The organism is Pedococcus sp. P2_D9, from assembly GCF_056404275.1.
The window spans coordinates 531,208-544,156 of record NZ_JBFUEI010000001.1 but is presented as its reverse complement, the minus strand read 5'-3'; the positions used below and the strand labels follow the sequence as shown (position 1 = coordinate 544,156).

The window sequence follows — 12,949 nt, the reverse complement described above, 5'->3', positions numbered from 1 at the left end:
GACCGCCGCCGACCCGGCAACTCATCGGCGACTCCTCAGCCGGCCATCCCGTTGGACCTGGCGGCTCGGGCCAACGGCAGCAGGACGGTGAAGGCCGAACCCTCGCCGACGCTGGAGGTCACGTGCACCGTGCCGTGGTGGCCGTCCACGATGGCACGCACGATGCTCAGCCCGAGGCCGGTGCCCTGGACGGCCCGCTCGGTGGCGTCCGAGGAGCGGAAGAAACGGCGGAAGACCTGACCCTGGTCGCTCTCGGAGATGCCGAAGCCCGTGTCAGCCACGATCAGCCTCGCCCTGCCGTCACCGAAGCGGTCATAGGTGGTGTCGAGCCTGAGCACGATGCTGCCGCCGTCGGGCGTGAACTTCACGGCGTTGGACAGGAGGTTCGTGACGACCCGCTCGAGGGCGGCCGGGTCGCCGTGCAACGGGACCGGGCGGTCTGTGACGTCACGCGACAGCTCCAGGTCTCGCCGTTGGGTCAGAGCGCCCACGGACTCCCAGGCGTGGTCGACGACCTCCACGAGGTCACAACGCTGGCGGGCGAGGTGGAGCTGCCCTGACTCGATGCGCGAGTTGAGCAGCAGGTCCTCGATGAGGGCGAGCAGCCGCCGTCCGTTGCGGTCGATCCGCGAGATCAGGTCGAGCTGCTTCGGGGCCAGCTCACCCACCGCGCCGTCCTCCAACATCTCGGTGTAGCCGAGCACGCTGGCCAGCGGCGTCCGCAGCTCGTGGCTGACGGACGACAGGAAGTCGTTCTTGGTCCGGTCCAGGGCGGTGAGCTGCTCGACCGCGCGGCGCTCGCGCAGCAGCGCTGCCTGCACCGCGTCGGCGGACACGCGTCGTTCGGTGACGTCCTCGGCCACGCCGAGGTAGCCCGTAGCGGTGCCGGCCTGGTCGACGATGGCACTCGTCGTCAGGTCGACCACGATGCGGCGCCCGTCCTTGGTGATCCAGGTCCAGTCACGCGTCTCCGTGCGGTCCGTACCCTCGAGCGCGTGGACGAGGACGGCCGGACCGGCCGGGAGGCGGAGCTCGGCCGCACGCCTCGCCACTTCTGCCGGGTCGTGCAGGTCGACCCAGTTGAGCGAACCGACGACCTCGTCCGCTTGGTAGCCGAGCAAGTTGGTCGCACCACGGTTGAACAACGTGATGGTGCCCGAGGGGTCGGTCCCGATGATGGCCGTCGCGACGGCGGAGTTGAGCACGGTCTGGGTGAACGTCGCCTCGCTGTGCAGGTCTGCGAGGGCGTCACGGCGCTGGGTCGAGGCCACGGCGAGCGCGAGACCGGTGATGGCGGCGGTGATCAGGAAGGCCTGCGTCAGGGCGCCCACCGTCTCTGGCTCGACGATCCCGGAACGCGCCGCAGCGGCGAAGGGTCCGCCCCCCTCGCTGGTGAGCAGGACGACCAGGACGCCGAGGGCGAACAGCTGGACGGCGAGGCTGCGCAGGTGGAGTCTGGTCGCCCCCCAGACCAGTACCGGGAGTGGGAGGAAGGCGAGCGGAAGCCCGTCCTTGGAGGCGAACACCCACAGGACGACAGCGAGCAGCGTGACCGCCTGGAGCAGGTCCTCCAGCCGGCGGGGTTGGGACCTGCTGGTGGAGACGGCCACACCGAGTGGCGCCATGATGAGGACGGCCGCGGAGTGGGAGGCCGCAACGGCGTAGGCCGTGGGCAGGAAGGTGCCGTCGAGCGTGTACGTCACGATGAGGCCGGCCAGGACGCCGAAGAGGACGGCTCCTGTCAGGGTGGCGATCAACAGTCGGCCCAGGTCGTCGAGTGAGGCGAGGCGAGGGCGGCGCCCTCCGCGCGTCATCACCCACCAGACCACCGCGGCCTCGGTGGCGTTGGCCACGCCGAAGCACGTGGCGGCGAGGAGTGGCCGCCCGCCGTAGAGGTTCGCCGCACCGCTCATCACCACCATGCCGCCGACGACGATGCCTGCACGTCGCCAGTTCGGGCCCGTCGCCAGCAGGAAGGCGACGGCGAGCCCGGCCGCCGGCCACCACACAGCGACGGAGGACCCCGGCGGGGCGAACCGGACGGCGGTCGCCCCCAGCACGAAGACGGCGACCAGCATGACGGCAACCGCGAACGGCCACCGTCGCAGGAACGAGGACGAGGGGATCACCTAGCTCCGCAGAGCTCGGGCGCGGCAGGCCGACGACAGGAGGTGCTCGTGGCGCCGGTCTTCCGGCTGGAGGGCATGGCCCATTGTTGCGCAGTCGGCGTGCTCAGGTGGGGAACCGCGCCCGGCCCGTGACCCGCAACACGTCGGGGGTTCCACCCAGACCTCCCCGCGCGTCCGTCCTCAAGAGTGTGGACTGCGGAGCACAGGCGGGGTCGGGTGGCAGGGTGGACTCGGGCGGCGACGGCGGGGGAGGCGGAACAGGTGGACGCACGTGAGGACTTCGAGGCGTTCGTGCGAGCCCGTTGGGTGCCGCTGCTGCGCACGGCCACGCTGCTCACGGGCGACCCCCACGCGGCTGAGGACCTGGTTCAGGAGACGTTGGCCAGGGCGGCGCAGCGCTGGTCCGTCGTGTCGGCTGCCGGATCGCCGGAGGCCTATGTCCGACGGATCCTGTACACCCGGTCGGTGGACGCCTGGCGGTGGCGGCGCCACCAGCCCGACCCGGCGGAGGCCAACGAGCGGCTCGCCTCGTCCTCACGCGACTGGGTCGCAGGCGCCGACGCCCGCCTCACGCTCGCGGAGGCGCTGACTCGCCTGACCGCGAGGCAGCGTGCCGTCCTGGTTCTGCGCTTCTACGAAGACCGGACCGAGCGCGAGGCGGCCGAGGTGCTCGGCTGTTCGGTCAACACCGTGAAGTCCCAGACGCGCCACGCGCTGGAACGCCTCCGCATCCTCGCTCCGGAGCTCGCACTCACCTTTGGCAGGACGGAGGTTCGTCGATGAACACCCCACTCGGCACCGCCATGGCGGATCTGGTTCGTGACGTCGGGTCGGCCGGAGGTCCTCCCGTCGACGCGCTCTGGACCCGGGGCGCCCGCCGCAGGACCAGGATGCGTGTCGCCAGCGCCGCCGCCTTTGCAGCCCTCGTCGCGCTGCTGAGCTTCGTCGCCTGGCCGTCGCTGTCCGCCCCACCCGTGCCGGCCTCACCCCGACCGGTGCAGACGAACGCCCCGAACACCTACCCCTCGATCCTCGCCCACCCCTACTTCGCCCCGAACGTCCTCAGCGCCCATCGTCCGATGACCGCGGTCGTCCTCGACGGGACCACGGCCTTCGGCATCGACTCCCTCGGTGAGGCGTGGAAGGTGCCCGGTGCCGGACCGAGCCGGATGTACGCGGCGTTGTCACCCAGCGGTCGCTGGATGGTCGACGGCCTCGACGTCTACGACTTCGTGGCGGGCTCGAGTCGCCCCGTTCCCCAGCCGGGTGCCCCTGACGACTATCAGCTGTGGGCGGCCTGGTCGCCGGACTCGGGTCACTACGCGCGGGCCTACGGCTCGTCGTCGACCATCGTCGTCGCCACCCCCGAGGGGCCCCAGGTCCCGGTGCCCGCGCACACGCCGCTGGAGCAGGTCACGAGCGGCTTCCCCTTGGCTGGTGGCTGGCTGGACGACCGCACGCTCATGGTGACCTACAGCTCGCAGACCGACTCGACCCTCGACGTGTACACGTGGACCCTCGGCGACTCCTCGTGGCGGGCCGTCGGGCGCCTGACCTACCCGTCCGAGGCGACCCTCGAGCCCCAGGCGATGGCGGTGTCGCCGGACGGCCGCACCCTGGCGATCGGTGCGTCGCTGATGAACGCCTCCTACGACTCCTCGGTCATCACCTGGAACCTCACCGGAGTGCGGGAGACGGGTTTCGCCGCGAGTGGCACTGTCGTGCCGCTGCACTCCCGCTACTCCGTGGACGGGGTCACCTGGCAACGCGGCGTCCTCTTCGTCACCTCGAGAGGGCGCACGGGTCCGGTCGGGGGACCGGCCGCCGTCGAGAGCACGGCGGGCTTTGCCGGGCTGACGAGCTGGAGGGCCGATGCCTTCAGCGGCAAGCCCCACGTCAACCAGGCTGCGGTGTGGCGAGCCAGGCTGGTCGTGTGGATCACGATCCCGCTGGCCCTGCTGGGGGTCTGGCTGCTGTGGCGCCTGGGCGTCTGGACGGCTCGGCGCCTCGGCATCCTCGACGGGCCGCTGCCGCTCCGGTTCGACCCGACGTGGTGGCGCCGCTGAGACCGGGCCGGCCACCGGCGGGACCGCTCGGGCTGGGTTAGTCTCCGGACAAGGAAGGGAGACGCCAGTGCCAGTGCATCCCCGCACCACTCCGCAGTTCCGCTTCACCCTCAACGGAACGCCGACCGAGGTCGAGGTGGATGCGGGGGTCAGCCTGCTGGACCTCCTGCGCGAGCGCCTCGACCTCCCCGGGACCAAGAAGGGCTGCAACCAGGGCGCCTGCGGGGTCTGCACCGTGCTCGTCGACGGCCGCCGCGTGCTGGCCTGCCTCACCCTCGCGGTCCAGGTCGAGGGCCGGGAGGTCACCAGCATCGAGGGCGTCGGGTCACCCGAGACTCCGCACGACCTCCAGCGTGCGTTCGTCGGGGCAGACGGATTCCAGTGTGGCTACTGCACTTCAGGTCAGATCTGCTCGGCTCTGGGCATGCTGCGCGAGCTCGACGAAGGGGTGCCGAGCGCGGTCTCCGAGCGCCTCGCCTCACCGCCCGACCGCTCGAACCTCGAGGTGCGAGAACGCATGAGCGGCAACTTGTGCCGGTGCGGCGCCTACAACGGCATCGTGGAGGCCATCGAGTCCTATGCGAACACGGCGGGTGGTCACCGATGAAGCCGGTCTCGTATGCCGTGCCGGCAAGCATCGACGAGGCGCTGGCGGCCATCGTCGACCTGCCTGGTGCGAAGTTCCTCGGCGGTGGCACCAACCTGGTGGACCTCATGCGTGAGGGCATCGAGACGCCGGACGTCCTCGTCGACGTGTCCCGCCTCCCGTTCGCCGAGATCAAGGAGACCGCGGACGGTGGCCTGCGGATCGGTGCCGGAGTCAGGAACACCGATCTCGCCGCCGACCTGGCTGTGCGCCAACGCTTCCCAGTCCTCGCACAGGCGATTCTCATGGGGGCCTCCGGCCAGATCCGCAACATGGCGACTGTCGGGGGCAACCTCCTGCAACGCACGCGATGCCTCTATTTCTACGACCACGCCGCCGCGTGCAACAAGCGTGAGCGCGGTGCCGGTTGCGATGCTGCCGGGGGTCACAACCGGATGGGTGCGGTCCTCGGGGCCAGCGAGCACTGCGTGGCGGTGCATCCCTCCGACCTGGCTGTGGCTCTCGTGATGCTCGACGCGGAGGTCGAGGTCGCCAGCCGCGCCGGCGTCCGGACGATCCCGATCCAGGACTTCCACCGACTCCCGGGCGAGACGCCGGACGTGGACACCACCCTTGCGGCAGACGAGCTGATCACGGCGGTCACCGTCCCGGCGCAGCCACTGGCGGCCCGCTCCCGCTACCGCAAGGTCCGCGACCGTGCCTCGTACGCGTTCGCGCTGGTCTCCGTGGCCGCCGCCCTCGAGGTCACCGACGGCACGGTCTCGCAGGTGCGCGTCGCGCTCGGGGGAGTGGCCCACAAGCCTTGGCGGGCAACGACTCTCGAGCAGCATTTGACCGGGCAACCCGCCACGGACGAGGACTTCACGGCCGCGGCCCGTGCCGAGCTGGCGCAGGCCGTGGGCACGCCCAGCACCGAGTTCAAGATCGACCTCGCGGTCCGTACGATCACCGCCACCCTCCGGCGACTGCGCGACGAAGGAGGTGCGTCATGACCCTGGCGCCCGAGCGGACGACCCAAGCCGTAGCGCCGACGGAGAGCGACGAACGGACCGGTCCAGCCATCGGGAGGCCGGTCGACCGGGTGGACGGGCTCGCGAAAGCAACTGGCACAGCTCGGTTCTCGGCGGAGTACCCCTTGCCGGGCCTGACCCATGCCGTCCTCGTCCACGCGCCCATCGCCCGCGGTCGCATCACGTCACTCGACACTGCCCGGGCCGAGGCCCATCCGGGCGTGGTGCTTGTCCTGACCCACCACAACGCCCCGCGCCTCACCCCGCCACCGAGCCGGATGAACCCGATGGACCTCTCCACCATGGCCGCTGGGAGCTCCATCGCCTTCCTCAACACCGACGAGGTGCACGTCGACGGGCAGCCCGTCGCCGCCGTGGTGGCCGAGACCCTCGAAGCAGCCCAGTACGCCGCGTCCCTCGTCCAGGTGGAGTACCAGACCATCACACCCACGGCCGACTTCGACGCAGAGCTGCCCACCGCGACGCGGGTCCGCTCGATGCCGGTGATGCCCGCGACGGGAGGCAAGCGCGGTGACGCCCGCGCGGCATACGCGACGTCGCCGGTGAAGGTGGACCTGACCTTCACCACCCCACAGCACAACCACAACGCCCTCGAACCCCACGCGACCACGGCCGTCTGGGACGGCGGACGGCTCACCGTCTACGAGGGCTGCCAGAACATCGACTGGACCCAGAAGTTCCTGGCCAAGCGGTTCGACATTCCGGCCGGCGACGTCCACGTCGTGTCGAAGTACGTCGGCGGGGGTTTCGGCGGCAAGTCCAAGGTGTGGGCCGCGACGTTGATCGCCTGCATGGCCGCCAAGGTCGCGGAACGGCCGGTGCGGCTGGCCCTCACCCGCGAGGGCGTCTATCGCACCGTGGGTGGTCGGACCCCCACCCGTCAGCGCGTGGCGATCGGGGCCTCGCGAGCCGGTCAGATGGAGGCCCTCATCCACTCGGCCACGTCACGCAAGGGTCGTGTCGGCGGTGAAGCAGACCAGATCGTCGCGTGCAGCCTCGACCTCTACGACGCCTCGACGATCCTGGCCGAGCAGAAGGTCGTCGAGCTCGACCTCATGACGAACACCGCCATGCGTGCCCCCGGTGAGGCGCAGGGCAGCTTTGCCGTGGAGTCCGCCGTGGACGAGCTCGCCATCGAGCTCGGAATGGACCCGGTCGACCTGCGCCTGCTCAACCAGCCCGGCGAGAAGAGCCCGGTCCACGGAACGCGCTACTCCCACCGCAGGCTCGCGCAGACGCTCGAGCAGGGACGGGACCTGTTCGGGTGGGCCGATCGGCCGGCGCCGGGCACGCGCGACGGCAAGGACCTCGTCGGCTGGGGGGTGGCCGCCGCCATCCACCCGTCGTGGGAGTTCGTGGCCAACGTCCAGCTCACCGTTGATGCGACCGGCAGCGCCACGCTCGCCTGCGCCTTCCACGAGATGGGCATGGGCACGGCCACTGTCGTGGGCCAGATGGTCGCCGACTGCCTGGGGGTGCCGTTGGAGCGGGTGAACGCGCTCTACGGCGACTCCGACCTCCCCATGGGGCCGGGAGCGGGGGGCTCGGGCCAGACCGCGAGCCTGGCCGGCTCCATCGAGAAGGCGTGCCACGCCATGCGCAAGAGGCTGGACGCCCTGGCGTCCAAGGCAGGTATGCCGGACGGTTCCGACCCTGCCGAGGTCCTGACCCGCGCGGGCGAGCGTTCGCTCACAGTGCAGGTGGGTGCTGACTCCGGACCGAAAGCCATGTGGGGCCAAGTGCGGTTCCTCTCCAAGCTGGTGATGGACAGCAGGCGGTGGATGAAGGCCGCCACGGGGGCGCACTTCTGCGAGGTCAGGGTGGACGCCGACACCGGTGAGCTGCGAATCCGTCGGTGGGTCAGCGTCTTCGACGTGGGTCGGGTGGTCAACCCCAAGACGACCCACAGCCAGCTGCGCGGCGGGATCGTCATGGGTCTGGGCCTCGCGATGGGGGAGGAGACACTGATCGACACGCGGAGCGCGCGGATCATGAACCCGAGCCTCGCCGAGTACCACGTGCCTGTGCACGCGGATGTCCCCTTCCTGGACGTGCACACCCTCGACGACCCGGACCCCCAGATGCCCTTGGGCATCCTCGGGGCGGGCGAGGTGGGCATCGTCGGGGTCGGTGCAGCCGTCGCCAACGCCGTCCGCCACGCCACGGGGCGGCGCGTCACCGACCTGCCCCTGACGCTGGATCGCATCGTCGGCTGACTGCCCGTGGCGGGGCGCTCAACGGGACGAGGAGGAGGGCGGCCTGGACAGCTCCTCGACCGCCGCCTCGATGTCCTGGTCAGTGCGGTCCACCGGCTCCATGTACAACCTGGCGCCGGCGATCAGGTCGTCGCGCACCGTCACGATGATGACCCCGCGCATGGCAAAGGGCGAGCCGTCGGGGTGCTGACCCTGCCAGTCGAACTCACCCCACTCGGTGTCCCCGTCCACTGACGAGGCAAGCAGCTCGGCGTGGAAGTCGGGGACGCCCTCGAACACCGCGGTCCAGTTGGCCAGGACCTGGGCGCTTCCCTTGAAGGCACGGCCGGGGTGGACGGGCTGGGAGCTGTCGTAGTCGGCGGAGAAGTGGGACGCCATGCGCTGTGCGTCGTGGGCGTTCTGTGCCTCCGTGAGGCGCTCCAGGATCCTCATGACGCTGACGTTAGCCCTGTCATCCGCGCACCGACAGCACCTGCCAGCGACGGCGCCCCCTCGCGAGCTGCGGACACACAGGCATGCCTAGTCCCCGGGCGTGACCCAACCGGGCCATTGCCGTCCACCAGCCCTCGGCGCCAGCATCGACTCACGCACAATTCGCTGCGACGGAAGGGAATCCACATGAATCGTGCAACTCGCTCGATAGCGGCCAGTCTGATCCTCGCGGCCACCTGCGCAGTCCTCACTCCGGTCGCCGCATCGGCCGCGAGTGGACCGCTGGCTGGCAGGTGGACCTCGATCGACGCCGACGGCAGCACCCAGACGCTGGACATCAGGGGCTCAGGGCGCACTGTCTACGCGATGACCTACGTCGACGATGCCGCCACCAACGCCTGCGGCGGCAACCCAGCCCGGCTGTCCGGCCCCGGCTACACGGACGGCAGCGATGTGGTGATGGTCGCCTCCCTCGTCTGCCTACCGGGAGGCAACGTGGTGAGGGAACGTCTGACCATCGAGTTCCACTACGACGGAGGCGCGGGCACCCTCACCGACGCCTTCGGGATCGTCTGGCATCGCGCCCCCTGATCAGGGGGACAGACGGCCTTCAGCGGCTCTCTGCCTTGCGCAGGACCGACTCGAACTGCTTCCCCAGCGCTCGTGGCCCGGCGATGGGGATCAGGGCGGCGACGAGCTTGCCCCTGAACGAGTTGGGCAGCCGCGTGAGCGAGACGTGCAGGTCGGTGCCCCCGGCCGAGGGCACCAGCTCGTACCGCCAACCGCTGCCCGGTCCCCACAGGTTCGACTCCAGGGTGTCGATGGTGACGACGCCGGAGGAGGCGTTCCACGAGTAGCGTTCGCGCTCCCAGCCCATGCCGGTGCCCTCGGTCACCTCAGCCCAGTCCGGACCCTGTGCGTGGACCGTGAAGTGGGCCTCGTCGACGTTCGGCCACCACCGGGACCGGTCCGGGCCGAAGTCGGTGATCACGGCCATGACCGCGGTCGGCGACAAGCTGGTGTGGACGGTGAACCTGGTGGTCGCCATGCGCAGTGCTCTCCTTTTCTCGTGGGAACTTGCGGGCCTCGGTGAACCATCATCCGCCATCCGAGCACGAAGCTCCGCCGCCCTACCGACCGGTTGACCCGGTGGTGGGGCGGCGGAGCCCTGCTCCGATGCGCCTGACGTCACTTGACCTCGGCGCGGCGGACGATCAGCAGCCCGATGACCATGGGCAGGAGCAACCACAGGCCACCGGAGACTGCGAGGTGCTGCCACTGCTGGCTGGAGAGGTTGCCGTCGAAGAGGGGCATCTGCGAGTAGTTGAAGTCGGCCCACGGTTGCAGGTCGGCGAACCACTTCTGGTTCGCCGCCAGCAGACCGAGCAGCGGCGGCAGGACGAGGGTGTAGACGAAGTACGTGACGATCGCGCCAGGGGAGTTGCGGATGAGCAGGCCGAGCATGAAGCCGAAGACCATTCCGAGGACGCTGCCCAGGACGATCGTCGCGAAGTGGCCCACGGAGACGTTCCAGACCGGGTCCACGCCGGCGATGGCACTCCCGACGACCGTGCCGAGCACGCCGACGACGAGGGCGACGAACATCGACGCGACACCCACCGTGATGGCTGCGAGGAACTTGGCCCTGAGCACCCGACCGCGGTGCGGCACGAGGGTGAAGGTCGTCAGCCCGCTGCGCTGGCTCCACTCGCTCGTCACCGCGAGGATCCCGATCATGGGCAGGATCACGGTCATCGGCGCTCCGATCGCTGCCGCGAAGTTGTCGTAGGTGAGCTGGTCGTCGGGAGCGAACACGATGATGGCGGCCGTGGCGAGCACGCTGGTGATGACGATGCTGGCCATCAGCCAGAAGCCCGAGCGGGTGTCGAACATCTTGCGCAGCTCGACCCCGACGATGCGGGTCAGCGGGATCCGCGCGGCTGCTGTGCGCGTGCGGGGGGCGGGGGCGGCCGACTGGGAGGTCGGGGTCCGCAGGACGGTGGTGGTCATGCTGCTGCTCCTTCGCGCTGGGTGTCTGTCGTGAGCTCGAGGAACATCTCCTCGAGCCCGGCCCCGTCGGCGGTACGGAGCTCGGTGAGGACCAGGCGTGCGGCGAGCGCGATCTCGCCGACCTGGTCGGGTGCGGCGTCGGTGTGCACGCTGCCGTCTGGGTGGGGCGTGACGGCCAGGCCGGCATCCGCCATGGCCCGCGCCAGCGCGGCGGCGTCGCGTGCCCGGACCACGGTGCCGGCCGATGCGAGCAGGTCGGACTTGGTGCCCTGGGCCACGATCCGTCCGTTGCCGATGACCACGAGGTCGTCGGCGATGACCTCGATCTCGTGGAGGAGGTGGGAGGAGAGCAGGACGGTGCCGCCCTGGTCGGCGAACCCTCGCAGCAGGTCACGCATCCATCGGATCCCGGCCGGGTCGAGGCCGTTGGCGGGCTCGTCGAGGATGAGGACGTGCGGGTCGCCCAGGAGGGCGGTCCCGATGCCGAGGCGCTGGCGCATCCCCAGGGAGTAGTCGCGGACGCGCCGGTCGGCCTCGTTGTCGGTGAGGCTGACGAGCTCGAGCATCTCCTGGACCCGCGCCCGGGGCAGGCCCATCGTCCGCTGGGCGAGCGTGAGGATCTCGCGTCCGGTGCGGCCGGCGTGCTGTGCGGAGGCGTCCAGCAGGACTCCCACCTCGCGGCCCGGGTTGGGCAGGTCGGTGAACCGCTGTCCATCGACGGTGGCGGTACCGGAGGTGGCCGGGGTGAGGCCGACGATGATTCGCATGGTGGTCGACTTGCCTGCGCCGTTGGGGCCGAGGAAGCCGGTGACGCGGCCCGTGGCCGCGGAGAACGAGACGTCGTTGACGGCGGTCAGTCCACGTCCGTAGGTCTTCGTGAGTGATTCGACAGTGATCATGCCGAGAATCGTGGCGCTGACAGCCACGTGGACACATCGGGGACAGACCCCATGCTCACCCTGAGGCGACCCTGATTCCTCCTCAGGGGCGGTCGATCTCGGCGAACACCGGCCGTCCGAGGGTCGGGTCCTCGAGCAGCCGGCCGAAGTCGGTGGTGTTGCGCGAGATCGAGATGAGCAGTCGTCCGTCGGCCAGCGCGATCCCGGGGTGGGCGAGCGGCGCGTACTTGAGCTGTCCCGACGGGTCCTGGAACTCCGCCCTCGTCCCACGCTGAGCGGCCCAGGGGCCGACGGGCGACTCCGACGACCACGCGTAGACCGTGTTGCCGAGGTCGCCGTCCCGCTTGGAGACGATGACGAAGTGGCCGTCGACGGCGTCGACCGACAAGGTCTGGGAGACCCCGCCCTCGGCCGCGAGGACCACCGCAGCGCGATCCTGTTCCGACACCCAGGCCGCGCCGTCCCAGAACTGCCACGTGGAGCGGTCACGCGCGGCAGCCACCGGTGCGCGGGCGGCATACAGCGCTCGTCCGAAGGAGTGGCGAGTGGGGAGCCGGGTGCCGTAGACGTAGAGCCAGTCACCACTCACGGTCATCGCCGAGCCCCAGTTGACCTGGTCGGGCGCGGGGCTGTCGGGGGTGATGTCCAGCTGGTGCCGCAGCTGCGGGGCCCCACCGGTGGGCACCTCGAAAACCGTTGCGCTGCTGCCGAGGTACGTGAAGTCGAAGCTTCCCGCAACGCCACGACGGATGCGTGCGGTGGTGACGACGAGGAAGTCACCGTCCGGCCTCGACAGCGACACCACCGACATCGGCCAGTGGACGACGCCATCGGCGCGGTCGGGGATCGCCGGTCCCCGCGCTGAGGTCTCGACCTGGGACGTGCACAGTCCGCTCGTGACCAGCATGGAGTTGGCCACGATCCGCGGGGAGATCCCTTCGCGGCGCACTGTGTCGCCGAAGACCCACACGATCCGCTCATCGGGAAGTCGGGCACTGGCGCCGATGTCGCCGGCCTGCCACAACGGCAGGTCGAGGCCCGCGACGATCCGGTTGAGCTGGCCGACCGTCACCGTGGGCGGCCTCCCTGTGGAGGTCGCCACCGGGCAGGTCGGGGTGAGTCGGGGGTATGCCGGGGTGCCGGCAGGCGGTGCCGGCGCACCGCTTGGTGAAGGGGCGGAGCACCCCACCAGGGCAAGGAGGACGATTGCCGCGCTGGCCGCGAAGGGGATGGCGCGCCGCATGCAGGCAATCCTAGGGAAGCGACACGCCGACCCAACATGTGGTGCCGCGCTTTGGGCCAACCACCCGCATATGGTGTCTCTCGCTGGTCCGAAGGCCGCGCAATCGGTCTTCGGGGCAAGAGGGAACCCGGTGAGATTCCGGGACTGCCCCGCAGCGGTAAGCGGAAACGACCGCCGTCATCAAGCACTGCTCGCACACGCGGGTGGGAAGCGACGGCCAGTAGGAACCGAGTCGGCGACCCACCAGATCCGGGTCGCCGGCACGACACGTCCGCGAGTCCGAAGACCTGCCAGCGACCGTGCACACCGTGCGCGG

The 12,949-nt window shown here is 70.3% G+C and carries 12 protein-coding genes and 1 riboswitch; of the genes, 6 read left to right on the top strand and 6 right to left on the bottom strand.

Annotation, left to right across the window (positions count from 1 at the left end):
- Window positions 1–35: 35 nt before the first annotated feature.
- Complete coding sequence (locus tag AC1DXJ_RS02590; protein ID WP_477632217.1) at window positions 36–2,129, bottom strand: ATP-binding protein; 2,094 nt, start codon at window positions 2,127–2,129, stop codon at window positions 36–38.
- 261 nt (window positions 2,130–2,390) lie between these two features.
- Here AC1DXJ_RS02590 and AC1DXJ_RS02585 point away from each other — a divergent pair, with 261 nt between their 5' ends.
- From AC1DXJ_RS02585 to AC1DXJ_RS02565, 5 genes are all read left to right on the top strand, one after another.
- A complete protein-coding gene (locus AC1DXJ_RS02585; RefSeq protein WP_477632216.1) occupies window positions 2,391–2,912 on the top strand; it encodes a SigE family RNA polymerase sigma factor in 522 nt (173 codons plus the stop codon).
- Entirely contained in the window at window positions 2,909–4,195 is a 1,287-nt protein-coding gene (locus AC1DXJ_RS02580; RefSeq protein ID WP_477636294.1) for an NHL repeat-containing protein, read from the top strand. Before AC1DXJ_RS02585 ends, AC1DXJ_RS02580 begins: the two co-directional genes overlap by 4 nt.
- 67 nt (window positions 4,196–4,262) lie before the next feature.
- Entirely contained in the window at window positions 4,263–4,802 is a 540-nt protein-coding gene (locus AC1DXJ_RS02575; protein WP_477636293.1) for a 2Fe-2S iron-sulfur cluster-binding protein, read from the top strand.
- On the top strand, window positions 4,799–5,794 hold the full coding sequence (locus tag AC1DXJ_RS02570) for an FAD binding domain-containing protein (protein ID WP_477632213.1): 996 nt from the start codon (window positions 4,799–4,801) through the stop codon (window positions 5,792–5,794). Before AC1DXJ_RS02575 ends, AC1DXJ_RS02570 begins: the two co-directional genes overlap by 4 nt.
- Complete coding sequence (locus tag AC1DXJ_RS02565; RefSeq protein WP_477636292.1) at window positions 5,791–8,049, top strand: xanthine dehydrogenase family protein molybdopterin-binding subunit; 2,259 nt, start codon at window positions 5,791–5,793, stop codon at window positions 8,047–8,049. Before AC1DXJ_RS02570 ends, AC1DXJ_RS02565 begins: the two co-directional genes overlap by 4 nt.
- An 18-nt stretch (window positions 8,050–8,067) precedes the next feature.
- Here AC1DXJ_RS02565 and AC1DXJ_RS02560 read toward each other — a convergent pair whose 3' ends face one another.
- Entirely contained in the window at window positions 8,068–8,481 is a 414-nt protein-coding gene (locus tag AC1DXJ_RS02560; protein WP_477632211.1) for a nuclear transport factor 2 family protein, read from the bottom strand.
- A 186-nt stretch (window positions 8,482–8,667) separates the two neighbouring features.
- On the opposite strand from AC1DXJ_RS02560, the gene AC1DXJ_RS02555 reads away from it, so the two are divergent.
- Window positions 8,668–9,072 (top strand): hypothetical protein, encoded by a 405-nt coding sequence (locus AC1DXJ_RS02555; protein WP_477632210.1) that lies wholly within the window; start codon window positions 8,668–8,670, stop codon window positions 9,070–9,072.
- 19 nt (window positions 9,073–9,091) lie between these two features.
- On the opposite strand, the gene AC1DXJ_RS02550 is transcribed toward AC1DXJ_RS02555, so the two are convergent.
- The 4 genes from AC1DXJ_RS02550 to AC1DXJ_RS02535 all read right to left on the bottom strand — a co-directional run bounded on the left by AC1DXJ_RS02550 (window position 9,092) and on the right by AC1DXJ_RS02535 (window position 12,633).
- Complete coding sequence (locus AC1DXJ_RS02550) at window positions 9,092–9,529, bottom strand: SRPBCC family protein (RefSeq protein ID WP_477632209.1); 438 nt, start codon at window positions 9,527–9,529, stop codon at window positions 9,092–9,094.
- Between the two features lie 140 nt (window positions 9,530–9,669).
- The gene (locus tag AC1DXJ_RS02545; RefSeq protein ID WP_477632208.1) at window positions 9,670–10,491 is read right to left on the bottom strand and encodes an ABC transporter permease; all 822 of its coding nucleotides are present in this window, start codon (window positions 10,489–10,491) and stop codon (window positions 9,670–9,672) included.
- The gene (locus AC1DXJ_RS02540) at window positions 10,488–11,390 is read right to left on the bottom strand and encodes an ATP-binding cassette domain-containing protein (RefSeq protein WP_477632207.1); all 903 of its coding nucleotides are present in this window, start codon (window positions 11,388–11,390) and stop codon (window positions 10,488–10,490) included. Before AC1DXJ_RS02540 ends, AC1DXJ_RS02545 begins: the two co-directional genes overlap by 4 nt.
- Before the next feature lie 82 nt (window positions 11,391–11,472).
- Window positions 11,473–12,633, bottom strand: a complete 1,161-nt coding sequence (locus tag AC1DXJ_RS02535) for a DUF4185 domain-containing protein (protein WP_477632206.1) — start codon at window positions 12,631–12,633, stop codon at window positions 11,473–11,475.
- 67 nt (window positions 12,634–12,700) lie between these two features.
- A riboswitch (cobalamin riboswitch) is annotated at window positions 12,701–12,942 on the top strand.
- The last annotated feature ends 7 nt before the right edge of the window (window positions 12,943–12,949 follow it).